Consider the following 24,452-nt stretch of genomic DNA (forward strand, 5'->3'; position numbering starts at 1 on the left):
CCAGTTACGGACATGGTTTCCCGCACACGCAGACACCTCCTCCACGGCGCAGTCGGCCTCCTCGTCGGCTTCGCCGGATGTAGCGATTCGACGGAGAGAACGGCGACCAGAGTTTCGGACCACTCCTCGGGGAGACCCACCGGGGCGGTACCGGACCACTTCGCCCTCCGACGGTCCGAGGAGGAACCGACCGTTCTGGTACCGAGCGAGGACCAACGAGATACGACGACGGCACCGTCAAGTGACCAACCACCGGACGCCGCGCGACGCCGCGGAGTTGTCGCGTCGGCCGAGACCGCCGACCGGTTGTGGGTCGCCGACGTGGACGGCGCGGCCGAAGCGCGCCAGTTCGTCGCGGACACCGACTTCGACGGAGAGACAATCTATGTCGAGTATCACTCGGTCAGAGAGTGTCACTCCCTCGAACTCTGCTCGGTCACATGGTCCGAGACGGAAATCGACACCAGTTACGGGAGCTACTACCGCGACCCCGACACGTCCTGTCGCGCCGAGGCGAAGGACGGTGTCTCGTGGCTGATTCGAATCCCGGAGGCACTCGACCCGGAGGCAATTCGGGGCCACGGGTCCGGGTGGAGTAGTAGCGGATGCCGCCCGCGACGGCGACCGGACGACGAAACGACGACCGACCGGCCCGACTTCGGCCCGAAGCGGACGACGGACGGCACCGGGACCACGACGGATAGTACCGGAACCGCGACGAATAGTACCGGAACCGGGACGAACGGCACCGAGACCACGACGGAGGGGAACCGATGACGAGCGACCGCTCCACCGCGGACGCGGGCCGCGCGACCCGCCGCGGGTTCCTCGCGCTCGCCGGAACGGCGACGCTGGCGGGGTGCAACGGAGTCGGCGATATCGGCGTCTTCTCCGGGGAAGACGAATCGCCGGAAATCGAGGGTGAAGCGCTGAGTGACGCACTCTCGACGGTCCCGCCGACGGTACCCGAAAGGATACCGATTACCGTCGAGCAATCGCAACTGGACGAGACGACTGCGGCGGTCCGTGACCGCCTCGAACCGGTTCCGACGCCGTTCGACACGACGGAGATTCCCAACGGCGCGATTCGGAATGAGATTTCGAAGATGCACGAGGAGGCGACTGGGGCGCTCGACGACGCTGCCAGCGCGCCCTCGCCAGTCGAGGCGATGGAAAGTCTCCGCGAGGCCCGCGAGAGCGCCCGAGCGCTCGCGGCGGCGTGGGAAGCCATCGACGCCGGACTCGCGCTCGCAGACGTTCGAGAGCGTATTCCCCGAACTCGGGACGCTATCGAGACCTTTCGCGGTCGGTGGCGCTACGTCGGTGACGAGCCGATTCGGGCGGTGCTAGTCCACGGGAAAATCGAGGAGTTGGTCGCCTTCGCCGGGCGTCGAATCGGGAGCGCGGGCGAGCGATACGGGCGAGGACTCGAGAATCCGATACGGGTGGGCGAATGTGCGGGGGCGCTCGAAGGAGCGCGGGCCGCGCTGGCCGACGCCGAATATCTCTACGACCGGTACGAATCGTCGCTCGCCGACCCGCGCCCGATTCGGTCGGAGATGACCGCCGTCGGGGAGTCGCTGGTCCGAACCCTCGAAGACCGTCTGGCGGCCCTCCCGGACGGCAACCTCCGAGAGCCGTCGTCGTTCGTCGAGCGAGACATCGAGGGGACTCCGGTCGCCACCGCGCTGGGCGAGCTGTATCGGGAACTGGACTACGCCGACGGACTCGAAGACGAACAGGCGACGGGCCAGCGTGCGCAGGTCGTCCTCTCGGTCTACGAGACGTTGGTCAGCGCCCGCGGGTTCGAGTCGCTGCGCGAGCGCGTCGCCAACGGCGACCACGCGACCATCAAAAGTGCCTCCGATGTACGGCAGATACGCGAATCGGCCATCGAGGCGTTCGAGGACGCGCTCGCGTCGAGCGGGAACTCGAACCTCGGCCAGTACGTTCTCTCGGAGGAGGTCGGCACCTTCGAATACGCCGACCGGAAACTGGGCGAGTACGACGAGGACCGCGACATTTCGGCCGACTGGCTCAACGAAGAACTCGGCCAGTACGTCGCCGTCGGCGCGACGGCGCGGGCGACCCCGGAGACGAGCGCGGGCGTCGCCGACGAGATTCGACGCGGGTTCTGACGCCGTCAAAAACTTACAGGCGCGCCCGAAGTATCCGTATGGAGACGACTGCGCTCGTCATCGGCGGCGGTGCGACCGGGACCGGAATCGCCCGCGACCTCGCGCTTCGCGGGGTAAACGTCACGCTCGTCGAGAGGGGCGGTCTCACCGGCGGAACCTCCGGTCGGTCCCACGGCCTGTTACACAGCGGGGCGCGCTACGCCGAGTCCGACCCGGTCGGGGCCGAGGAGTGCATCGAGGAGAACCGCATTCTCACCGATATCGCCGGAGAGTGTATCCGCGACACCGGCGGGTTGTTCGTCCAACTCGCCGACGACGACCCCGCGTACTTCGAGGAGAAGCGCGACGCCTGCGAGGCAATCGGGATTCCGACCCAGACCCTCGACGCCGAAGCCGCCAGCGCGGCCGTCCCGGACCTCGCGGCGGACGTGGAACGGGCGATGGAGGTTCCCGACGCCGTGGTCTACCCCTCCAGACTGGTCGCGGCCAACGCGGCCGACGCCCGCGACCACGGGGCGACGATTCACCCGCACGCCCCCGTCGAAGGAATTACCGTCGCCGACGGGCGCATCACCGCGGTGCAGGTCGGCGGGACCGTGGACGCCCAAATCGAACCGGACTACGTCGTTAACGCGGCGGGAGCGTGGGCCGGACAAGTCGCCGGGATGGCCGGTGTCAGCGTCGAGATGCGACCGACGCGGGGAGTGATGGTATCCGTCGAGTACGACCGTCTCGGCCCGGTTCTGAACCGGTGTCGCGCACCGGACGACGGCGACATCGTCGTGCCCCACGACTCGGAGGTCGTTCTCGGAACCACCAGCGTCGGCGTCGAAGACCCCGACGACTACTCGACCGAGGAGTGGGAACTCTCGGAGACCGTCGCGGAGTGTGCCGCCATGCTCCCGCCGGTCGCCGACGCGCCGACGGTTCGCACTTGGTGGGGCGTCAGGCCGCTGTACGGGCCAGACGAGGACGAGCGAGGCGGCCGAGGTATCTCCCGCGGGTTCTTCCGGTTAGACCACACTGACGACGGCATCGAGAACTTCGTGAGCGTCGTCGGCGGGAAACTGACCACGTACCGGCGGATGGCGGAGGCGACCGCGGACCACGTCTGCGACCGGTTGAACGTCAACGCAGAGTGCCTGACGGCGGACCGGCGACTTCCGGGTGCGGACGACCCCGACCGACTCGACGCGTTCGTCGCCGAGTTCGACGGGCAGGGCGTGACCGACGCCGACGTGGTCGCCCCGCCCGAGTCGCCCAACTCGTCTACCCCGTCAGAGCGGTGAGCCAGCGGCCGGGCGACGATTCGGAAAGAGAGATTCCGGCGAGCCTAGAAACGGAAATATTTTCTGGTAGAAGAAAAGAAGGCCATTATATCCAGTAAGTATCAGGAGGTAAATTTATAAACGGATGGGGAGAACGTCAGAAATGGTAATAGCCATGACGACGGACCGCTCCACTCCACGAGGGGCCGACGACGGGCCGCCCGACCGCGAAGTGACCGCGTTCCGAAACGTGTTGAACGAGTTGAAAGCGACCGGCTGTACCCTGCTGGTGGTCGGGGACGCGCCCCAAGAGGTGTTCACCCGCGCGAGCAGTCAGCTACTGGGCGACCCCGAGATGCTTCGCTACCGGGTGCTTGCGGTCACGGACGCCACGACCCAGAGCGTCACCGAGCGACTACCCGACGCCGAGACGGTCCCGCGGCCGCTGGCCGAGACGACGCGCCTGTTGAACCACGCGGGCACGCCGCGGTCGGTCACCACCGAGAGCGCCGCACAGTCCGACCTCGCAGAGATTCGGGAAACCTGCGTGGCCGACCCGCACCTGCGCGGTCTCCAGTCGGGACTCACGGAGGCGATTCGGGACGTGGCGCACCACTCCGGGGGACTGGACCCCGCGGACCTCCGGGTCGGCATCGACTCGCTCACGCCGCTGGTCGAGCATCACGGCGAGAGCGTGGTCCGACGCTGTCTCGACATGGTCGGCGGTCACGTCCGGGACAACAATGGGATGGCCCATTACGTCCTCCCCAGCGACTACGACACCGAGCGCGTCCAGTCGCTCGTTCCAGCCGTCGATGCGGCCATCGAACTCCGAACGGCCAACGCTGACGAGCACGACGCACAGCAACGGTGGCACGTTCCCGACCGAGGTCTCAGAACTGATTGGACCCCGCTGTAGCGGTCGGTCGAATAGCTCGTGGAGACGGTCGGTCGCGTCTCGCTCGTTGTACTGGAGTCTCAGTGTACGATTTTCCCTTCGACGCGTCTCAACTCTCGACGGCCGCGCCCAACTGCGTCGCGTCGTCGGCGAGGCGGTCGAAGACCGCCTCGCCCCACGCGACCGCCGCGCGGGCGTCGGTGTGAACGAACCCCGCCAGTCGCCCCTCGTCGTAGATCATCGTCCCGACGCGCTTCGTCGGGTGATGGGGGTCACGGGTCTTGCGCGAGCGGTCGGCGTCGCTCGCGCGCGGGCGCTCGGACGCGGAGGCGTTGGACGTGTGTACGAGGTCGTCGGTTGGCGTTTCGGGCGCGTCCGGAGACGTTCGCGCTGCTTCAGGCGGTCGAGCGGACGCATCCGCGGGCGTGCCCGCGGACGCATCGTCATTCTTCTCGGACGCGCCGCCATTGTCGGACGCTTCGCTCTCGCTCGCGTCCTCGCACTCGGCGACCACGAGGCTGAAGGCCCGGTCGGCGCTGCTCTCCGAGAGCGTGACGCCGTCGCTCCCGGCGATGGCGACCAGTTGGTCCTCCCGGCGAGAGAGTATCCAGTCGAGGACGCCCTCCGCGGAGACGACCTCGGCGGTCATCTCCTCCTCGACGACTTGCTCGTGGAAGATGTCAACGTACGCCGGGATGACCGCCGTGGCGAACACGCGGACGTGGTCGGCGTCACGGAGGAGCGCCTCGAACGACTCGACGGGGGCGTGGGGCGAACACTGCGTCGGGAGCGAGACGGTCGCATCCTCGAAGAGCGCGCCGTCGAGCGCCGCGTCGGTGGGCAGGGGCACGAGCGCGTCTCTGGCGGCGAGGAGTCCGTCGAGTCGCGCGACGTACCGCCGATACGTCTCGAACGCGAGTTCGCCGGTCAGCGTCGTCTGATAGCCGCGGTCGGCGCGCTCGACGAACCCGGCGGTTTCGAGTTCGCGGAGCGCGCGGTCGATGGTCGAGCGCGATTCCTCGAGGTCGTCGGCCAGTTCGCATTTCTGGCGAGGGTGGCGGAGACGAGCCAGAAAGTGGCTTCGCGTGCGAAGGCACTTCTGAAGGTCAGCGGGACCGGAGCGCATGGCGATACGTAGTTACCCGTTCCACAAGAAACCACCCAAAATGGAAATATAAATCAGCGGTGTATTTTTATATTAGTAACTAAAGGCTGAGTGAATTACCCAGTGAGTGAGATAAAGCAGGTGGGTTTCCTCGGTACAAATGCTGGTGCCCCATACCAGCCGCTGCGTGCGTCTGACACCGTGCATACCATTGTCGATTAGGGGAGCACTCCTCCCCACTTACGTACTTCCGCGAAAAAATTCAGTCAGGCCGGTTAGTCTATGTTCGTCGTGTTGTACATCTGGCGACTCGGTCCCGCGGCACCGAACGCCGAGATGTCGAGGTTGCCGTACCAGAACCGCTCGTCGGTCTCGTGATAAACCGGCAGGAACACCACGTCCTCCCAGTTAGCTTCCTCCATCTGGATGTACGACTCGTTGCGGGCCGCCTCGGCCTCGTCGGTCGGCGCGGGGTTGTCCTGAACCTGCTCGTAGGCGCTGGTCGCGCGCTGGGCCGCCTCGGTGTCCGACCAGTTGACGTAGGAGATGGGCGCGTCCTGCGAGGTGTCGGTCTGTGGCGGGTTGAGCAGTTGCAGGAAGTTGTCAGGCGCGGGCCAGTCCATGACCCACCCGAGCGAGTAGGCCTGTAGGTTCCCCTCGCGGCCCCGCTGGAGCAGGGTCGAGAACGGTGCGCTCTCGACGTTCATCGAGATGTGCGCGCTGGCCAACTGGTCGCGCAAGAGCTGTGCAGTCTGTTGCCACGTATCTGACCCAGAGTAGATGGTGAAGGTAAACTGGTACTGGTTGTCCGGGCCGTAGCCCGCCTCCTCCATCACCTGTCGGGCCTGCTGGATCTGGGTCTGGTTGTAGCCGTACGGGTAGTTCTGCTGGGCGTGCTGGTTGTAGGCGTCCGGGCCGCCGGGGTAGATGTTCGGCGGCGTGAAATGATACGCGGCCTCTCCACGACCCTTGAAAATCTGGTCGATGACCTGCCCTTGGTTCATCGCGTACGCGGCGGCCTGCCGCGCGGGTTTCTCGACCTGATCCGTGTTGAAGCCGATGTAAAACGCGTTGATGGTCGCTACCGCGAGGTAGTTCACCGTCGCGCCGTTCCGGACCGGCCCGTAGGTCCCTATCTCGCGGCCCTGATCGTCGGTGTTCTCGACGCTGACCTTATTCGGGTCGTAGAACGGCGTCGGAATCGGGAAGTAGTCCGCGTTCCGATTCATCGCGTAAGTGTAGATGGCGTTGTCGTCCTCGATGATGCGCCAGTTGACCGCCTCCACCTGCGCGGCCTGCCCGTGATAGTCCTCGAACCGCGAAACCTCCGCTTGGTCGTTGGGCTGCCACGTTTCGAACTGGAACGGCCCGGCACCGATTGGGTTCTCAGTGGCGAAGGTCTGGTACTCCATCTCGCCATCGTAGCCCTGAATGTCTCCGAGGATTCCCTCCGGAAGCGCCGCGAACGACGTGTACGCCAGTATCGGGAGCGTAGCGTGGAACGGTTCTTCGAGCGTCACCCGGAGCGTGTAGTCATCAACCGCTTCGAGGGCGAGTGTTCCCGGCTGGTAGTTACCGTCGCCGTCAGTTTCGTGGGCGACGCCGATGGAGTCGAGGATGAAGTACGCCCGTCGAGACTCCTCGGAAGCGGCCAACCGCTCCCACGAGTAGATGAGGTCCTGCGCGGTGACCTCGCCGTAGTCCTCGTGGAACTGCGCGCCCTGCTTGAGGTTGAACGTGTACGTCGTGAGGTCGTCGGACCGCTCGTACCCCTGCGCGAGTTGGGTCTCGACCGCTATCGCGCCGTCCGGATAGTTCATCAGCGCGTCGAACATCTGCTGGATGACCGTCCCCGAGGCGGTGTCAGTCGCCTTGATGGGGTCGAGCGTACTCATCGTCCCGGTGTTGATGAGATTGAGTGTCCCCTCTGCGCCGCCGTCCTGCCCGCCGTCTTGGCCCGTCGTCGTCTCTTGACCCGCCACTGTCCCCGTAACCGCGACAGCCGATGCCGCCCCACCGGTCGCTTTCAGGAACGACCGCCGAGACATGTTGGATTTCTCGGACATGCGGATAGAAGGACCACGCTATGACATATGTATTTAATTATTTATAATGTGATATCCGGCGTTTGGTAAAACGAGCGTTCGTATCCCGTGTTTGAGATGAGCGCGCTAAGAGAATCGGAAATCTAGCGTAACCTGAACGTCGCCTCGTCCACAGAAAGAACTGCCTACGGCGACGCCGTACCGGCCGTCGAGCGATAGCGCGCCCGACTCCGGGCGACAGTGACCGTCGTCGCGCTGGCGGGCGGCGGGCGCACGGTGGTCGCCGACCGGAGCGCGACGGTGTGAGCGGGGAATGAACACTTTACGGGTCGGGCCGTACTGTACGCATGAGTATCGGACGTGTGCGACACGGCGAGCGAGAGACGGTGTTCGACTGGCTCGCCGCGGTACTGGCGGTTGTCCTCGCGGGCATCCACGTCTACCTCGGGGTCGTGGGCGACGAACAGCAGTTCTTCATCGTGGCGGCGTTGTTCGTTGTCGGCGTGCTGCTGTTCTTCACGGGGTACTGGCGCGCGATGGTCTACCTGCTCGCGGCAGTGTACGTCGCCACGCTCGGGGTCCTCTGGTTACTCGGCGGGATGGCGTATCGGGAGATGGGTCTGCTGACGGGCGCAGTCAGCGTCGCGTTCATCGGTCTCGCTCTCTATCTCTTCTACGAGGAGTCGGAGCTGTTCGGATGAGTCGCGGGGGTCGAGTGAGGAGAGTTCGCGGAGGTCGAATCGGGAGAAATCGCCGGGGAACAAGCGCTACTCGACGTACAGCGAGTAGGTGATGACGCCGAATCCGACCGCGGTCAGCGTGCTCTCGATGATGAGGACCGCCTCGCGCTCGATGCCGACGATTTGGTCGGCGATGCCCGCCAGAAACGCCCCGAGCGTGACGACGCCGAACCCGAGCGCGAGCGCCCGGAGCGCCGGGGAGTCGGTTCGGCGGTACGCCTTGAACGCGAAGAAGGTGATGAGTCCGCCGAGCGAGAGCGTGAGGGTCTTGAGCGCCACTACCAGCGACGTTACGAAGGTCAGATATTCGGTCATGTTTCTTTTCGTACCTCCGACCACATGTCCGCGAGGCGTTCCTCGGCGCTCCGCGACGGCCGGGTGACGGTCACGTCGAACTCGTCGTCCTCGGTGAGCGAGAGGTTCACGTCCTCGAAATCGAGGTCGTAGCGCGTCGTGTGGTGGCCGTCGCTCCGGACCTCGGTGAGTTCCGAGAGCAGCGACGCCTCGGTCAGCATCTCGAGTTTCCGGTACACCGTCGAGAGCGGGATGTCGGTCGCGTCCGAGATTTCGCTCGCGGTCATCGGTTCGTCGATTCGTTTGACGATGGCCCGGCAGTCCGGGTCGTCGAGCGCGTCGAGGAGCGTTTGGAGATCGGGGGCGTCCTCGATACCCGCCGGGTCTCGAACCATCTAGTCGAACGTTTCCAAAGGCGCTACATAATTGGTTCGACTTCGGTGGTGCGGGCGCTCTAGAACGTATTCCCGAGAGGTGAGAACTCACCTCATACCGAACACGTTCGATTCCCGTCCCAGCCGTTGGGAATCACCTCCGGCGCTCTTTAAGTAGTCGTTCTAAGTCGCAACTGTAACAATGACCGACATCGGCGCACCCGGCGACGGCCCGTCTCGACGCGACTTTCTGAAAGCGACCGGTGCTGGCGGCGTGGCCGCCACTGCCGGTTGTACCGCACCGAGCAGTCAGGACCCCAAGACGACCCAACAGCAGGCCATGAACTCTCAGAACTCTCTGCCTACCACGAGTCCCCCCGAAGTAGTGAACGTTGACGAACAAGGCGGTAAAGTCACGCTCAAGTCCGCGCCCGCCAGACACGAGGTCCACCCCCTCGACACGATGGGCGGTCCCGTCCAACTCCCGCGGGTCTGGGCGTTCCAGGCCGACGACCGCGCCCCGAGCGTCCCCGGACCCATCCTCCGGACGACCGAGGGCGAGGATATGGAGGTCACGCTCGACAACACCGACGGCAAGCGGCCCCACACCGTCCACTTCCACGGCGTCCAGAAGACGTGGAAAAACGACGGCGTGCCCACGACGACCGGCATCACGGTCGAGGCTGGGGAGAAACACACGTATCAGGTACCTGCGAACGTCCCCGGCACCCACCTCTATCACTGTCACTTCCAGACGCCCCGCCACATCGAGATGGGCATGTTCGGCATCCTGCGCGTGGACCCGAAGGGGTACGAACCCGCCGACAAGGAACACTTCATGACCATCCGGGAATGGGATTCGTCGCTCTCCCGGATGATGGCTGGCGAGAGCGCGAGCTACAATCCCCGCAAGCGCAACCCCGACGTGTTCACCATCAACGGGAAGTCCGCGCCCCGGACGCTCCACCCCAAGGACGGGTCGCCGATTATCGTCAAGCAGGGCGAGACGGTCCGACTCCACATGGTCAACGCGGGCTACATGTCCCACCCGATGCACATCCACAACCACCGCTTCCGGAAGGTCGAGAAGGACGGCGGCACGATTCCGGAGGCCGCACAGCACGGCGAGGACGTGACCAACATCGCGCCCGCCGAGCGCCACACCATCGAGTTCGATGCCAACGCCGACCCCGGCATCTACCTGATGCACTGCCACAAGGTCAACCACGTCATGAACGGCCGGAGCTACCCCGGCGGGATGCTCAGCGGCGTCGTCTACGAGGAGGCGATGGACACCGACATCTTCAAGCAACTGATGGAATACGCCGGATACGAGGGATAAGCTATGACACAAGATCTGTCACGACGCGACGCGATGCGAGGACTGGCTGCGATGACCGCGACCACCGCCGCTGGGACCGGACTGGCGGGGTCGGCGACCGCCAACTCGGGTCTCGAATCGTGGTTCGAGGGCGTCTCGAACTATGACGGCATCGTGGACGAGACCGGGAAGTCGGAGGTGACGATAGAGGTCGGCGCGGAAGGTAACGACGGCGCGTTCGCGTTCGGTCCCGCCGCGGTCCGGGTGGACCCCGGCACGACGGTCGTCTGGGAGTGGACCGGTAACGGCGGCTCGCACAACGTCTCGGCCGACGACGGGTCGTTCGAGAGCGAGATGTCCGGCGACCAAGGCCACACCTTCGAGCAGACCTTCGAGGAGGAGGGCGTCACGAAATACGTCTGTACGCCCCACAAGGTCATGGGTATGAAGGGCGCAGTCGTCGTCGGAAGCGAGGCGGCGTCCGGGGCTAGCGAATCCGGCGGCGTCTCCCTGTCAGCCAACGAGTACGCCGTCGGCGGGAGCATCCTAATCGCCCTGCTCTCGCCGCTCGCGTTCGCGGCGGTGCTGTTCGGGCGTGACCCCGACGGCGACCTCCGCGGTCGATAGGGTTCGGTCGGCGTCAGTTTGGTTCGTGGGTCGGTCGGCGACCTTCTCGATTTCTCTCCGCACAATTCGCTATCTCGTCGGTCGATTCGACGATTTCCGCGATGTATCAATCGAGACCGCCTGATTTCTCAGCGAGACTAGTGCCACGAACTAGTGATTAGATACTCGTCAGGAACAGTGGTAGTTGGTAAGTTGGGTGAACAAATGACTCGAAAACGACTGTCGGCGGCGCTCGTTACGCTCTTGGTCGTCGCCGCGCTCGGAACGACGGGGACCGCGAGCGCGACGCCGGAAATCGGCTCCGAAACCGACGAAACATGCGGTGAATCGGTCACGGGTGTGGCCTCTTCACCGTCGAAGCAAGGGGTTCCGATTCTGCAACTCAGCATCGCGCCGCAGGAGCGTCAGGTCGTCCGCGGCGAGAGCGAGCTATTTGTGATCTGTATCGCTAATCCGGCCCAGCACGACCAAGCGATGAGGAACGTGATAGTATACATTGAGCACGACGGGAGTGAGGAAGACAACATGTCTGCCATCGGTCCGAGCCTGCTGATTCCGACCGATAATCGAATCGGAATGAAACCGTTAGATAGCTCTTGGGACGGCGGCAAAAGATGGGGACATGGGTTCGCGTTAGAGGAGATAGAACCGGGCGAGGTCGTGCAGTACACGGTCGTCGTTTCGGACGTGCCGGAGACGGGAAAGAGAGAGATAATCACGGAAGTCGATTACGACTTCTCTATCGCTGGAAATACATCGAATCATACTGTGTCCGAAATCGCACAATTGCGAGTCGAGTGTCCGCCGTCCTGTGCGCTGGACGCTGGCATCGTCGCAGGAGAAGAGTTTCTGCGGAAGTACCTCGAACTGATTCTCCTCGTTCTCGGGACCCTTTTTACCATTCTGGGCGTTATTATCGCACTCGTCGGGCCGCGGAAGGTCAGGGAAATGGTTCGGACGCGTATCGGAACGTCACCGAAGCGACAAGAAGAAAGAGACCAGCGAGAAAGTCAGGAGGGAGTAGAGTGAGGTTTATGGGGGCACGACCGTTCCACTTCTACGAGAAGAGCTAGCTACCGCCCCAAAAAGTCGGTCGCGTAGCCGAGATGGTCGTAAGAACAAGTAGGAAGCTAGCTTCAGGCTTGAGCAAATCATACCGCTAGCCGCACGGCACCGCATCAGCCTCACCCTCCCCAACCGCCTGCGCTTCTCGCTCACTTCGTTCGCGCCGATGCTCAGCCCTCGCGCGGATAGGCGCGACGCACACCGCGTCGCGCCCGCACGCGCCTTCTGAGAGGACCACTTAGCGCGTCTCGAAACCGACACACCGAGCGCACCCCGGCCGGTCAGTAGCCCGTCGCGTTCCCGTCCTTCCGAGGTTCGGTCGCCCCCGAGATAACGGGGTCTCCGGCGTCGAGACCCTGCACTCGGGTGAGTTGGGCACCGCCGAACATCACTGGCGGGAGGACGCGCACGTCGTGGCCCTTCCGGGCGAGTTTCGACTGGGTAGCGCCGTCCAGTCGTCCCTCGACGGCCAACTCGCCGGACTCGCGGTAGCGCCAGCGCGGGTGGTCCAGCGCGGCCTGCAGGGGCATGTCGTAATCCACAATATTCGATATCACTTGGACGTGACCCTGCGGTTGCATGTACCCGCCCATCACGCCGAAGGCGGCCCAGTCGTCCGCCCCGAACTTGGCGAGACCCGGAATCAGGGTGTGGAACGGTCGCTTGCCCGGTTCGAGGCTGTTGGGGTGGTCGGGGTCCAGCGAGAAGGAGGCCCCGCGGTTCTGGAGCGCGATTCCGGTGTCGCCAGCGACGAGTCCCGACCCGAACCCGGCGAATCGGGAGTTGATGAACGAGACGACGTTCCCCTCGTCGTCGGCGACGGTGAGCAAGACCGTGTCGGCGTCCTCGGCGTGCGAATCCGGAACGCCGAAGGTCACCTCGTGGTCGGCCGTCTCGCCGATTCCCTCCGCGCGAGATTCGGCCCACGACTCGGACGCCAGCGGCGGAATTTCCTCGTACTCGGGGTCGGTGATGTAGCGGTGGCCGTCGTGGAACGCGCGCTTGGTCGCCTCCGCGAAGTAGTGGACGCGCTCGGGCGAGTCGATGGGGTAGTCGCCCGCGCCGATTTCCTCGGCGATGTTCAGGGCTTCGAGCGCGATGAGACCCTGATTGTTCGGCGGGAGTTCGTAGATTTCCGCGCCGTTGTAGGTCGTCGAGACCGGTTCGACGAACTCCGGTTCGAAGTCCGCGAGGTCCTCGACGGTCATAAACCCGCCCTTCGCCTGCACTTCGCTGGCGATTTCCTCCGCGATGTCGCCCTCGTACACCACGTCCGCGCCCTGCTGGGCTATCTTTCGCATCGATTCGCCGAGTCGCGCCAGAGTCATGCGCTCGCCGACCTCCGGCGCGCGGCCCTGCTTCAGGAAGGCCTCGCGGGCGTGGTCGTCGGTGAACAACTCCTCCGCGCCGGTCCAGTGGGAGGCGATAATCTCCGACACGGGATACCCCTCGGTCGCGTACTCGATGGCCGGACCGAGCGCGTCCGCGAGCGAGCGGTTCCCCAGTTCCTCGACCGTGGCTTCCCACCCGCGAGCCGTGCCGGGCACCGTGACCGCGTGGGGACCGAGGAAGGGCATTCCGGCGTCCTCGTCGGCGTCGGTCGCGTAGCCCCGCGACTCGGGGTAGTAGTCCGCGGAGTCGGGGTCGTCTTCCAGCGCCGCGCGGACGTTCTCGATGGTCGCCTCGGCGGGCGCGCCCCCGCAGGAGCGCATCCCGCCGACCTCGCCGTCGGCGGTCCGGTAAAGCGCGAACACGTCGCCGCCGAGACCGGTACTCGTCGGTTCCACGACGTTAAGCGCGGCGGCGGTAGCCACCGCGGCGTCGAAGGCGTTGCCGCCCTCGCGGAGCAGTTCGACGCCCGCTTCGGCCGCGAGCGGTTGGCTGGTGGCGACGACGCCGTTGGGCGCGTACACTGTCGAGCGTCTGGACGCGAAGCGGTCGGGGTCCGGGTCGGTCATGGCAGGGGTTTGCGTGGCAGGGGTCAAAAACGACGGGGAAGGGGCAGGGGAGGAAGCGCGGGACCGGAAAGGACGGGGAGAAGTTACTCGGACTCGGCGCCTCCGGTCGCCGACTCGCCCGACTCCAGGTCCAACAGCGACCGGAGCGCGTCGGTGAACGCCTCGGTGTCGGCCGGGAAGACGGAGATAGGCTTCGCGCGCCCTTCGACCTTGATGCGGGCCTTCCCGCGCTTGCGGTACGTCCAGTAGAGGCTAGCGGTCCCGAACACCGCGAACGCGGCCCCGAGGAGCGCGCTCTTCGGGACCGAGTAGAGACCGTAACTGACCAGCAGGATGCTCAGGACGGCAAGAAAGTAGTCGAATTTCTCGACGGTCACTTCGACCACGTCGTCGAGCGCGACCCGAGTCAGGTCGGGGTCGCCCGACGACTCGCCGGTGACGACCAGCAGGGAGTCGCCGGTAAGCGCGACCGACCCGCCGGTCCGTAGCGACAGGCGCTCGCGGACGGTTTCGCCGTCGGGGAGCGCGTCGGAGATGGCAGTCATCGTCGGTAAGTCGGGGGTCGAGGTCGAAAAAGGGTCGGTTCGGCATCGGGACCGACCCCGCGAGCGGAGAGCGGCCCGGATTCGAACCGAGAGAAAAAGTACCAAACGCACCGCAGAAACCCCGAAGGTAAAGATATATCCGTCGCTCTGTCGCTATCTCCGGCATGGAGTTATCAGGGAAGTCGGTCCTCGTCACCGGCGGTGCCGGACTCATCGGCACCCACCTCACCGAGTCGCTCGCCGCGGACAACGACGTACTCGTCGCCGACAACTGTTCGAAGGGCAACCGCGAGTGGGTGCCCGAGTCGGCGGCATTCGCCGAGTGCGACCTCACCGACCCCGACGACGTGGCCGAGGTCGTCACCGGAGATCTCGACGTTATCTTCCACCTCGGGGCGCTCTCGGACGTGAACCGGGGTGACCACCGGCGGGTCTTCGAGCACAACAACGCGATGCTCTACAACATTCTCGAACGCATGGACGAGGTCGGTCTCTCGAAAATCGCGTTCGCCTCCTCGTCGGCGGTGTACGGCGAAGCGCCCCGCCCGACGCCAGAGGACTTCGCGCCGCTCGAACCCGTCAGCACCTACGGCGCGAGTAAACTGGCTGGCGAGGGCCTGCTCTCGACGTACGCCCATTCGCACGACTTCACGACGTGGCTGTTCCGGTTCTCGAACGTCGTCGGACCCCACCAGCGCAACAACGTCATCTCGGACTTCATCGAGAAGTTGCTCGACGACCCCCACTCCCTCGAAATTCTGGGCGACGGTCGCCAAGAGAAGTCCTACCTCCACGTCGAGGACTGCGTGGCCGGGATGGAACACGTCGTGGAGAACACCGACGACCCGACGAACATCTACAACCTCGGCACGCGGACGACCATCTCGGTGACGCGCATCGCCGAACTGGTCAGCGACGTGGTCGGCTGTGACCCCGAGTACGAGTACACCGGCGGCGACCGGGGCTGGACCGGCGACGTGCCGAAGATGCGCCTCTCCATCGAGAAGGCCAGCGCAATCGGCTGGTCGCCCGAGCGCGAGAGCGCACAAGCGGTCCGGACCGCGGCCGAGCAGTTGTACGACGAGTTGGCCTGACGGACACTCACCGACTTTTCGCGGTCGTCGTCACGAACACCACACACCTTCGAGGAGCGACAGAACAAAGTCTCCGCCCGGAGTCATTTCGTTCCATGACCGACACCAACGAGGCGCTCGTCGCCGACCTCGAAGCCCTCGGCGTCGAGTGCGTCTTCGGCTACCCCGGCGGTCGGGTTATCGAACTGCTGGACGAACTCCCCGACGCCGACATCGAGGTCGTCCGGCCGCGCGACGAGCGGGAGGGGAGCGTCATGGCCGAGATGTATGGCCGCCTGACCCAGAATCCGGGCGTCCTCGCCGGGCAGGGACCGTGGATAGGTAGTCTGGGCACTATCGGTCAGATGGAGGCCCGCCTCTCGTCGTCGCCGATGGTCGTCCTCACGGAGGCCAGCGAGCGCGGTAACTACTCGACGCTCGCGCCCTACCAGCAGTCCCGCGGAGACTACGGCGGTCTCGACCTCCCCAAAATCTTGGACGCTGTGACGAAAGAACACTGGTTCCCGCGCTCGCCGACCGAGACCCTGCGGAGCGTCCAGTTGGCGTTCAAACACGCCACTGCGGGCCGACCCGGCCCGACGGCGGTCATCCTCGACGGCGACGCCATCACCGAGGAAGTTCCCGAGGACCCGATTCCGCCGGTCTGGGACGCCGACGAGCAGGTCCGCAACTGGGACAGCGCGCCGACCGACGAGGACGTAGCGCAAGCGGCCGAGGCCTTCGCCGACGCCGAGCGCCCGGTCGTCATCGCCGGAAACGGGATTCACGCCGCCCACGCCTACGACGAGTTGCGGGAGGTCGCCGAGACCTACGGCGCGGTGGTCGTGACTTCCTACCTCGGGAAATCGACGATTCCGGAGACCCACGACCTCGCGGGCGGCGTCATCGGCTCGTTCGGCCACGAGGGCGCGAATCAGGTCGTCAGCGAGTCCGACGCCCTGCTCGTCGCTGGCTGTCGGATGAATCCGATGGACACGAACTGGCAGGCTCCGAGTTTCATCAGGCCCGACGAGCAGACCATCGTTCACGCCGACATCGACACCCGGAACGCCGGGTGGGTGTACCCCGCGGACGTGGGACTCATCGGCGACGCGAAAGAGAGCCTGCGGGCACTCGCGGAAGCGCGCTCGTCGGCGTCTGCGGACGCCGACGAGCGCGCGGGAGACGACTGGGCCAGCGAGCGCGCCGAGTCGGCCCGCGAGTCGTTCCGCGTGCCGGAGTGTGAGGACGACGGCGCGCCCATCAAACCCCAGCGCGCGGTGAAGGAAATCGAGACCGTCGTGGACGAGGAGACCATCGTCACGGCCGACTCGGGCAACAACCGCTTCTGGCTCCTGAACTACCTCCAGACGCCGGGCATCCGGACCTACTTCGGCTCCGGCGGCGTCGGCGGGATGGGGTGGGCGACCCCGGCCGCGGTCTCGGCCGCCATCACGACCGACAAGGACGTTATCGGCGTCGCAGGCGACGGCGGATTCACGATGACGATGACCAGCGTGGAAATCGCTGTCGAGCAGGGGGTCGCGCCGACGTTCGTCGTGCTAAACGACACTAGCCTCGGAATGGTGCGCCAGATGCAGGACGCCGAGGGCGACATCGCTGGCGTCGAGTTCCACGACACCGACTTCGTGAAAGTCGCGGAGGGCTTCGGTGCGGAGGGGATTCGGGCGACGACGCCGGACGAGTTGGCCGAGGCGCTTGCCAAGGGGAAGGACGCCGACGTGCCGACGGTTATCGACGCGCGAATCGACCGCGAGGAGGACATGGCCGAGCAGTTGCAGTCGTCGTTCTACGCGGAAGTCGGCGGGCTTCACGAGTAGGTCGGCGACCGCGACCAGAGATATCATTTCCCTGTCTAATCCGGACCCTTTAGCGGGAGAGGTTCTTAGGTAAGCGTATGAGTTCCGCCAACCCGCAAGGCCTACAGGCGTTTCCCGAGGAGTTAGCGAGCCGCGAGTCGTGGCTCGAACCGTTCGACTGGTACCGAGAGATGCGCGACGAGAATCCTGTCAGGTACGACGCCAAGCGCAAGTCGTGGGACGTATTCCGGTACGAGGACGTAAAGCGGATTCTGGACGACGACGAGACGTTCTCGGTGAACCCGCGACTCGCTGACGACTTCGTGGAACCGGACAACCCCGGCGAAGGTCTCATCTTCGACACGATGCTGCTTCAGGACCCACCGCGCCACGACGACCTCCGGAGCGTCGTGGACGACCAGTTCCAACCGCGGACGCTCCGCGAGCGCGAACCGCACTTCCGAGAGTTGGCGAGCGATCTACTGGACGACGCCCTCGGTGACGGCCGCGAGGGCGGCGACGACAGCGAAAGCGGCGAGATGGAAATCGTGGACGATCTCGCGTACCCGTTCCCGGTGACGGTCATCGCGGAACTGCTCGGCGTTCCCGCCGAGGAGCGCGACCGGTTCAAGCAGTGGTCCGACACGCTCGTCTCGGCCGCGAGCGACGACGAGGGCGACGCCGAGTACGCCGAGCGCCAACAGCAGGCCCAGATGGAGATGGCTCAGTATTTCATCGAGATGATATCGGACCGGCGAGAGAACCCCCGAGACGACCTGCTCTCCCGAATCGCCACCGCGGAACTGAGCGACGGGAGCCAGCTTTCCCAAGAGGAGGCGCTGGGCATGTGCATCCTCCTGCTCGTCGCGGGCAACATCACGACGACGAACCTGATAGCGAACGCAGTCCGGTCGTTCGCCGACGCCGAAGGCAATCTGTTCGACCGACTGCGGGACGACGAGCGCGCGCTCACGAGCGCGCTGGAAGAGACTCTTCGCTACCGGTCGCCCGTGCAGGCGATGACCCGCATCGCAACCGAGGACGTGACGATGCGCGGCGAGACCATCGAAGAGGGCGACCGAATCGTCGTTTGGCTCGGGTCGGCGAACCGCGACGAGCGGCAGTTCGAGGACGCCGACGAGTTCCGGCCCGACCGCTCGCCGAACCAGCACCTCGGGTTCGGCCACGGTACTCACTACTGTCTGGGCGCGCCGCTGGCGCGACTGGAAGCGAAAATCGCGCTCACGGAACTGCTGGAGCGCGTCGAGAACGTGAAAATGTCCGACGCCGACCTCCAACCGACGCGGAGTTCGTTCATTTACGGCGTCGAGTCACTGCCGATTCGATACGACGAACGAACGTAGTTCGCCGGTCGTGTTCACTTCCGGATTCGGCGCAGGAAACGGTGGTCGGTTCGGAACTCGCGGCGAGTTCTGAGCAGTGCGTCGTCAGTCCGTCTACAGGCAGACGCCCGGTGACGGACTGATTTCGATGATGCAAATCTGAAGTGGGTTCAGCGACATGGTGAATCACTGGGTGAGTCGTGTGAACGACACCCATGAGTAACGCTGTAGTGATAGCACTTAACAATTTATATTTGATATTACTTATATAATATATCTGAACGGGTGTAACTGTCGTGCGGTACGTTCCTAACGAACGACTGGCGACAACTCCAGTAAAACACACGAGGTAGAGGCGATAAGTTGAAGTTAGCTCTGCAACGGCGGGGAAAACCGGCCATCCAACCCCTTAGCGTACTGTACTTTTTTTACGGTTGCCGACACATTTGGGAGCGATGACCGACTCAGCGACCGTACTCGTCACGGGCGGCACCGGTTTCATCGGTTCCTACGTCGCACAGGACCTCGTAGAGGCGGGCCACGACGTGGTGGCCTACGACCTCTCGACCGACACCCGGATTCTGGAAAAGTTGGGCGTCGCCGACGACGTGGCGGTCGAGCGCGGCGACATTACGGACCCAACGAGCGTAATTCGGGCGGTCCGGGAGTCGGGCGCGACGCGAATCGTCCACCTCGCCGCGCTTCTGACCAACCTCGCGCGGGACAACCCTCGCGGCGCGGCCGAGGTCAACGTCATGGGCACGAACAACGTCTTCGAGGCCGCCCGGACCTTGGACGACCAAGTCGAGCGCGTGGCGTGGGCGTCCTCGGCGGCGGTGTACGCCCCGCCAGCGAACTACGACGACGAGTGGGTGGACGAAGACGATTTGGTCTACCCCGACACGCTCTACGGCGCGACCAAGGAGTACAACGAGCATCAGGCGAAGGTGTACTTCGAGGACCACGAGGTCTCGCACGTCGGCCTGCGCCCGACCGTCGCGTACGGTCCCTACCGCGAGACCGGCGGGTCGGCGTTCCTCGCGGACATCGTGGAGAAGCCAGCGGTCGGCGAGTCGTTCGCGGTGGAGTACGGCGACCAAGTCATCGACTGGCAGTACGTCGAAGACATCGCCCAAGCGTTCCGGAAGGCGGCGTTCGCGCCCGAGGAGGACCTGCGCCAGCGCATCTACAACGTCCGGGGCGAGGTCGCCACGATTCGGGAGGCCGTCGAGACCGTCCGGTCGATTGTGCCCGACGCCGACATCGAGGTCAGCGACGAGGGCGAACTCCCGTGGACCCAGAAGTTGGACATGACCGGCGCGCAGGAAGACTTGGGCTACGAACCGGAGTACGACCTCGAAACGGGCTTCCGGAAGTACATCGGCGCGCTCCGTGCTGAGGAAGGGCTAGAGCCGTTGGAGTAGTTCCTCCTTACTACTGGTCACACCCGTGGGAATTCTCGAAAACCGAACGCCCGTTCGAACAACTTTTTCCCCCGGCGTCCGACAAGTATCCGACATGGAGAAAGTCGCCATCGACGCCGTGGACAACGAGCGAAACCCGATGAAGGTCCACAGCGTTCGCAAGCCGGTCTCGCGCGTCCTCGGCACCGAACACTTTGCCATGAACTATTTCGAGTTGGAAGCCGGGGAGTCGTTCTCGGGCGGCCTTCACAGGCACAACGACCAAGAGGAAGTGTTCTACGTCGAGTCCGGAACCGCGACGTTCGAGGTCGGACTGGACCGCGAGGAGGTCGTCGTGGAAGCGGGCGAGTTGATTCGGTTCCCGCCCGGCGAGTTCCAGAAGGGGTACAACGACGGCGAGGCGACCGTCGAAGGATGGGCGCTCGGCGCGCCCGGCGCGATGCACGACTGGGACGAACTCCAGTCGCGGGCCTACTGCCCGGAGTGCGAGGACGAGAAGACCCACGACATGGCGTTCGTGGAGGAGTCCTTCGAGTTGACCTGCACGGAGTGCGGGACGACGCAGGGGTAGGCTACTGCGCGACGAAGACCGTGCGCCCGTCTTCGTCCGGTTCGGCCGCCTCGTCGTACCAGCCGTGGCGTTCGACTGACAGGCCCAGCACGGCACAGACGCCGTCGAGGTACGACTCGTCGTGGTCGTAGAGGCGGTGGGTGTCCGCGAAGAACTCGCCGTCAGGCGTGAAGACCAGCGAGTCCCACCGGAAGGTCGAGTCGCCAGTCTCGTGAACGTCGGTAAGTCTGGCGTAGGTCCCATCGTCGGCGTCGTAGGTCACGAGTCGCGGAGCGGTGCCCTCTTGGCCGGTGGCGAACTGGTCGAAGACGAGCAGGCCGCCGTCAACGAGATAATCGGCCGCCGCACGCAGACTTTCGGCGACGGCGTCGGCGTCAAGATGCTGGACGACAGTGAAGGGGAACCAAACGAGGTCGAACGACCCCTCGACGGGCAGGTCCGGGAGTTCGCCCACGCGGAACTCGGCGTCAGACTTTGTGCGGGCGCGCTTGACCATCGCGGGGTACTTGTCCACGCCGACGACTTCGAAGCCCTCGGCGCTGAGTCGCTTGCTGTGTTCGCCGGTACCGCATCCGACGACGAGCGCGCGCTTTCGGCCGGATTCCAATTCGGACCTCTCGGCGTCGTCGGTGTCACGCTCCGCGAATCTGTCGAGAACGAACTCGACCTCGGCGTCGTAGTCCTTCCACGCGTAGAGTGCGTCGTAAGTCTCAGGATACTCGGCGTAGAGATTCTCGTTCATGGAATTGTGTTAGCGTGAGATGGTAAAAAAGGCGTCAATTAAACAGGTCGGTGTGTAGAGCGCGAGCGTAAGCGGTGAAAAACGCCAAGGCACGACCGCCGCTCAGTCAGGGCCGGAGGTAGGCGTAGCCGTCGTTTTGCAGACGAGTCAGTCCGCTCGCGCCCGAAAAACCGTCTCGACGGGCGCACCGACCTCGAAAATCCCACCTGCGAGACACGAACGCTTACGGTCCGGCCGACAGATTGGCAAGGTATGACGAACGCCCCGGACTACAAGGCGCAGGTTCGAGACGCCTTCCCCGAAATCGCCGACATCGAGGACGAGGCGTTGCGCGAGCAGGTGGTCGAAGCGTGGACGCTCGGTCTCGAACGCGGCGGGTGGCGGGACGTGTCGAACACCCCCTACGCGTGGAACATCCACGAGGTCACGAACGTCGAACACGTCCGCGGGGTCACGCGCATTGCGGTCAAATCCGCCGAGGAGCAACGCGACTTTCACGGCGCGGACCCCGACCTCGACGTGATTCGGGCCGCCTGCCTCCTCCACGACGTGGGCAAGTGCTACGAGTACGTCGAGTACGTAGACGACGAGCAACTGCTGGACCCCGACCCGCGGTACGCCAGCGACGAGATTCCCCACTCGTTGTCGGGGTACGCGCTGGCCCACGAGGTCGGGTGTCCGCTGGCGGTCCAGCGCGCGATTCCCCACTTCCTCGGCGAAGTCCCGAAGCGCACCCTCGAAGCCGAGTTAGTGAAGAGCGCCAACTCCGCGAGTTCGAACGCCATCACCCAGTCCGCGATGGGTATCACGTTGCAGGAGTGGGTCGATAAATACTCGCAGACGAGCGACTGAGCGCGGACGCTTTTCACGCTGGCGCTCGTCGGTCCCGACGACCATGCGACCCAGCGAACTCACCACCCTCGTCTCCGGCCTGCTCCACGAGGAGACCCAGATTACCGACCGCGGTCTCGACCTGACCGTCAACGAGGTGCTTCGAGTCGAGACGCCCGGCAGGGTGGATTTCGGCGGCGACGAACTCGACGGCGCGAACTGCTCGGTCCACGAGAAAGTGTGGCGCGACGAGGACGACGAGTACCAGTGGTGGCACTTGAAGGGCGGCCAGTACCTCGTGGAGTACAACGAGACGTTCTCGACCGACCGCGCGCTGCGGGTCCAGACCCGCGACGCGGTGCGCGAGCGCGGCGCGTTTCACCCGACGCTGGAACTGACGGAACTCGGCCGAGTCCCCTTCGCGGTGGCTCCCGGCGGACTCCGACTGAAAGAGAACGCCCGGATTTCGACCGTACTGCCGCCCGAAGCGGAGTCGGAGTAACGTTTCGTCTCGGCAGCCGAGTCGCCGCCACCTCCTTTTCCCGCCGCGCGTCGAACGCCGAGATATGTACGAGAAGACCAGCCTCGCCGACCTCGAAACCCGCGACGTGGAGGACATCGAACCCGGCCTGAAGGCCGGGGGTATCGGCTTCGACCCGAGGAGATGCGCCCGAGCGTCTGGGAGTTTTCGGCGGGCGAGCGGAACAACCGGCACCGCCACGAGGAGCAGGAAGAACTCTACTACGTCCTCGACGGCGAGTTCCTCGTGACCGTCGAAAGCGAGGACGAGGAGCGCGAAACCTTCGAACTCGACAGAAACGAGGTGGTCGTGATTCTGCCCGAGACGTGACGGCAGTTCGAGGCGCTGGAGGACGGCCGGATGCTGGTCGTCGGCGCGCCGAGCGTCAAAGACGACGCAATTACTGAGGACGAGGCGTCGTAGGAGACGAAACGGTCAGTGCTCGATGGTCGTCATCTCCTCGACGGGCCACTGGCTCAGAATCTCGACGCCGTTCTCGCGGACGACGACCATCTCTTCGACGCGGACGCCCTGACGGTCCGCGGGCCGCATCGTCTCGACGGCCATCGTCATCCCCTCCTCGATTTCGATGGGGTGGTCGGGCGAGAGACCGCGCCAGATGAGCGGCACTTCGTAGAGTTGGAGACCGAGTCCGTGCGCCCAGTGGTTCGTGGTCATCTCCCAGAACTCGTCGGCACCGTACCAGTCCATCTGTTCGCCCTCCTCGTCGGGGAAGCCCCGACAGATTTCGTCGGTCGTCGCGCCCGGTTCGATGCGTTCCAACACGTCGTAGAGGTCGTCGCGGGCCTTCCTGTAGGCGTCCTGCTGGGCTTGGGTGGGTTCGCCGATGCTGAAGGTCCGGTAGTAACAGGACCGATAGCCCATGAAACCGATGTTGTAGAAATCGGCGTAAACGAGGTCGCCCGGCCGAATCACGCGGTCGGTCGTGTTGGCCTGATGCTTGGGCCAGGTGTTCGGCCCGGAGGTGACGTAGCCACCCTGGGCCATCGCGCCGAGTCGCCAGAGTTCCTTCGTCGCCTCGCCCCAGACCTCCGACTCGCGCATGCCGGGCTTGGCGGTCTCTTTGATTCGCTGGAATCCGGCCTCGCAGATAGCCGCGACCTGTCGCAGACACTCGATTTCGTCGCGGGTCTTGACCTTCCGGGCGTCCTCCATGACCTGCGCGCAGTCGCCGGGTCGAACCTCGACGCCCCGGTTCTCGAACTCGGAGACGAGGGCCTGATTGCCCACGTCGATGCCCATCGGTTCCTTGTGGACGCCGTACTCCTCCATCGCCTCGACCACGAGGTCGGCCATCTTGCCTTTGAGCCAGTTGCGCGCCGAGTCACGACCAGAGGCCCGCGGGACGTTCCCCAGTCCGGGGACCGCGTAGCGGATGTCGTCAAGCCACGGGCAGTTGAACCGCTGGTTGCTTGCGTGGTCGGCAGTGTCCCAGTGGACCACGTCGCCGTCCTCGGTGAGCAGGGTGTAGTGGTCGGCCCCGCTCCCACCGGTCATGGCGAGGCCGGTGACGTAGCGGACGTTGGGGTCGTCTATCAGGAGCATGCTCCCCATCTCGGTCTCCTGCAAGCGTTCGAGCGCCCGCTCCTTGCGCTCGCGTCGCATGCGCTGGAAGTCGATGCGCTCCTCCCAATCGACGCCCATCGTGCCGCGAGTGCCCTCCATGAAATCGCGTTGATAAAATCCCATGCACGCGATTACGCCGAGGGAAGTAATGAAAGTAGGTGTG

General features: G+C 64.8%; 23 protein-coding genes and 1 pseudogene. 16 read left to right on the forward strand and 8 right to left on the reverse strand.

Features of this window, described 5'->3' with window-relative positions:
- The first annotated feature begins 12 nt into the window (after positions 1-12).
- The 4 genes from EP007_RS16050 to EP007_RS16065 all read left to right on the forward strand — a co-directional run bounded on the left by EP007_RS16050 (position 13) and on the right by EP007_RS16065 (position 4,325).
- Positions 13-777 (forward strand): hypothetical protein, encoded by a 765-nt coding sequence (locus EP007_RS16050; protein WP_208023616.1) that lies wholly within the window; start codon positions 13-15, stop codon positions 775-777.
- Positions 774-2,138 carry a hypothetical protein gene (locus EP007_RS16055; RefSeq protein ID WP_128478777.1) on the forward strand — a complete coding sequence of 455 codons (1,365 nt, stop codon included), beginning with the start codon at positions 774-776 and terminating at the stop codon, positions 2,136-2,138. Before EP007_RS16050 ends, EP007_RS16055 begins: the two co-directional genes overlap by 4 nt.
- Before the next feature lie 38 nt (positions 2,139-2,176).
- Positions 2,177-3,427, forward strand: coding sequence for an FAD-dependent oxidoreductase (locus tag EP007_RS16060; RefSeq protein WP_128478778.1), 1,251 nt, complete (start codon positions 2,177-2,179; stop codon positions 3,425-3,427).
- A 142-nt stretch (positions 3,428-3,569) separates the two neighbouring features.
- On the forward strand, positions 3,570-4,325 hold the full coding sequence (locus tag EP007_RS16065) for a DUF7504 family protein (RefSeq protein WP_128478779.1): 756 nt from the start codon (positions 3,570-3,572) through the stop codon (positions 4,323-4,325).
- A gap of 88 nt (positions 4,326-4,413) precedes the next feature.
- On the opposite strand, the gene EP007_RS16070 is transcribed toward EP007_RS16065, so the two are convergent.
- On the reverse strand, positions 4,414-5,430 hold the full coding sequence (locus tag EP007_RS16070; protein WP_128478780.1) for a helix-turn-helix transcriptional regulator: 1,017 nt from the start codon (positions 5,428-5,430) through the stop codon (positions 4,414-4,416).
- A 254-nt stretch (positions 5,431-5,684) separates the two neighbouring features.
- Positions 5,685-7,475: an ABC transporter substrate-binding protein gene (locus EP007_RS16075; RefSeq protein ID WP_128478781.1), complete on the reverse strand. Its 1,791-nt coding sequence runs from the start codon at positions 7,473-7,475 to the stop codon at positions 5,685-5,687.
- 326 nt (positions 7,476-7,801) lie between these two features.
- On the opposite strand from EP007_RS16075, the gene EP007_RS16080 reads away from it, so the two are divergent.
- Positions 7,802-8,155 carry a hypothetical protein gene (locus EP007_RS16080; RefSeq protein ID WP_128478782.1) on the forward strand — a complete coding sequence of 118 codons (354 nt, stop codon included), beginning with the start codon at positions 7,802-7,804 and terminating at the stop codon, positions 8,153-8,155.
- Positions 8,156-8,221: 66 nt separating this feature from the next.
- On the opposite strand, the gene EP007_RS16085 is transcribed toward EP007_RS16080, so the two are convergent.
- Together EP007_RS16085 and EP007_RS16090 are read right to left on the reverse strand one after the other, a co-directional pair.
- Entirely contained in the window at positions 8,222-8,509 is a 288-nt protein-coding gene (locus EP007_RS16085) for a DUF7521 family protein (protein WP_128478783.1), read from the reverse strand.
- Entirely contained in the window at positions 8,506-8,883 is a 378-nt protein-coding gene (locus EP007_RS16090; protein WP_128478784.1) for a winged helix-turn-helix domain-containing protein, read from the reverse strand. Before EP007_RS16090 ends, EP007_RS16085 begins: the two co-directional genes overlap by 4 nt.
- Before the next feature lie 181 nt (positions 8,884-9,064).
- Between EP007_RS16090 and EP007_RS16095 the strand changes: the two genes are divergently transcribed.
- From EP007_RS16095 to EP007_RS16105, 3 genes and pseudogenes are all read left to right on the forward strand, one after another.
- On the forward strand, positions 9,065-10,204 hold the full coding sequence (locus tag EP007_RS16095; RefSeq protein WP_128478785.1) for a multicopper oxidase domain-containing protein: 1,140 nt from the start codon (positions 9,065-9,067) through the stop codon (positions 10,202-10,204).
- A gap of 3 nt (positions 10,205-10,207) precedes the next feature.
- Positions 10,208-10,687 (forward strand): annotated as a pseudogene (locus tag EP007_RS16100) (halocyanin domain-containing protein); the annotation flags it as partial.
- 327 nt (positions 10,688-11,014) lie between these two features.
- Positions 11,015-11,839 (forward strand): hypothetical protein, encoded by an 825-nt coding sequence (locus tag EP007_RS16105; RefSeq protein WP_128478787.1) that lies wholly within the window; start codon positions 11,015-11,017, stop codon positions 11,837-11,839.
- A 317-nt stretch (positions 11,840-12,156) separates the two neighbouring features.
- On the opposite strand, the gene EP007_RS16110 is transcribed toward EP007_RS16105, so the two are convergent.
- The gene (locus tag EP007_RS16110) at positions 12,157-13,833 is read right to left on the reverse strand and encodes a gamma-glutamyltransferase family protein (RefSeq protein WP_128478788.1); all 1,677 of its coding nucleotides are present in this window, start codon (positions 13,831-13,833) and stop codon (positions 12,157-12,159) included.
- A gap of 83 nt (positions 13,834-13,916) precedes the next feature.
- Positions 13,917-14,378 carry a hypothetical protein gene (locus tag EP007_RS16115; RefSeq protein WP_128478789.1) on the reverse strand — a complete coding sequence of 154 codons (462 nt, stop codon included), beginning with the start codon at positions 14,376-14,378 and terminating at the stop codon, positions 13,917-13,919.
- 164 nt (positions 14,379-14,542) lie between these two features.
- Between EP007_RS16115 and EP007_RS16120 the strand changes: the two genes are divergently transcribed.
- From EP007_RS16120 to EP007_RS16140, 5 genes are all read left to right on the forward strand, one after another.
- Positions 14,543-15,472, forward strand: coding sequence for an NAD-dependent epimerase/dehydratase family protein (locus EP007_RS16120; protein WP_128478790.1), 930 nt, complete (start codon positions 14,543-14,545; stop codon positions 15,470-15,472).
- Positions 15,473-15,567: 95 nt separating this feature from the next.
- Positions 15,568-17,292 (forward strand): thiamine pyrophosphate-binding protein, encoded by a 1,725-nt coding sequence (locus tag EP007_RS16125; protein ID WP_128478791.1) that lies wholly within the window; start codon positions 15,568-15,570, stop codon positions 17,290-17,292.
- Between the two features lie 77 nt (positions 17,293-17,369).
- Positions 17,370-18,635, forward strand: coding sequence for a cytochrome P450 (locus EP007_RS16130; protein WP_128478792.1), 1,266 nt, complete (start codon positions 17,370-17,372; stop codon positions 18,633-18,635).
- A gap of 434 nt (positions 18,636-19,069) precedes the next feature.
- Positions 19,070-20,038 (forward strand): NAD-dependent epimerase/dehydratase family protein, encoded by a 969-nt coding sequence (locus EP007_RS16135; RefSeq protein ID WP_128478793.1) that lies wholly within the window; start codon positions 19,070-19,072, stop codon positions 20,036-20,038.
- Positions 20,039-20,132: 94 nt separating this feature from the next.
- Positions 20,133-20,609 carry a cupin domain-containing protein gene (locus tag EP007_RS16140; RefSeq protein WP_128478794.1) on the forward strand — a complete coding sequence of 159 codons (477 nt, stop codon included), beginning with the start codon at positions 20,133-20,135 and terminating at the stop codon, positions 20,607-20,609.
- A gap of 1 nt (position 20,610) precedes the next feature.
- Here the strand turns inward: EP007_RS16140 and EP007_RS16145 are convergent, their stop codons facing one another.
- Positions 20,611-21,351, reverse strand: coding sequence for a class I SAM-dependent methyltransferase (locus tag EP007_RS16145; protein ID WP_128478795.1), 741 nt, complete (start codon positions 21,349-21,351; stop codon positions 20,611-20,613).
- A gap of 252 nt (positions 21,352-21,603) precedes the next feature.
- On the opposite strand from EP007_RS16145, the gene EP007_RS16150 reads away from it, so the two are divergent.
- The 3 genes from EP007_RS16150 (at position 21,604) to EP007_RS18025 (ending at position 23,032) form a co-directional block, all read left to right on the forward strand.
- On the forward strand, positions 21,604-22,203 hold the full coding sequence (locus EP007_RS16150; RefSeq protein ID WP_128478796.1) for an HD domain-containing protein: 600 nt from the start codon (positions 21,604-21,606) through the stop codon (positions 22,201-22,203).
- Positions 22,204-22,246: 43 nt separating this feature from the next.
- Complete coding sequence (locus EP007_RS16155) at positions 22,247-22,684, forward strand: dCTP deaminase/dUTPase family protein (protein WP_128478797.1); 438 nt, start codon at positions 22,247-22,249, stop codon at positions 22,682-22,684.
- 162 nt (positions 22,685-22,846) lie between these two features.
- A complete protein-coding gene (locus EP007_RS18025) occupies positions 22,847-23,032 on the forward strand; it encodes a cupin domain-containing protein (protein WP_243700494.1) in 186 nt (61 codons plus the stop codon).
- Between the two features lie 105 nt (positions 23,033-23,137).
- On the opposite strand, the gene EP007_RS16165 is transcribed toward EP007_RS18025, so the two are convergent.
- On the reverse strand, positions 23,138-24,412 hold the full coding sequence (locus tag EP007_RS16165) for a M24 family metallopeptidase (protein WP_128478798.1): 1,275 nt from the start codon (positions 24,410-24,412) through the stop codon (positions 23,138-23,140).
- Between the last annotated feature and the right edge of the window lie 40 nt (positions 24,413-24,452).

This window comes from Halorussus pelagicus, assembly GCF_004087835.1.
Classification (GTDB): Archaea; Halobacteriota; Halobacteria; order Halobacteriales; family Haladaptataceae; genus Halorussus; species Halorussus pelagicus.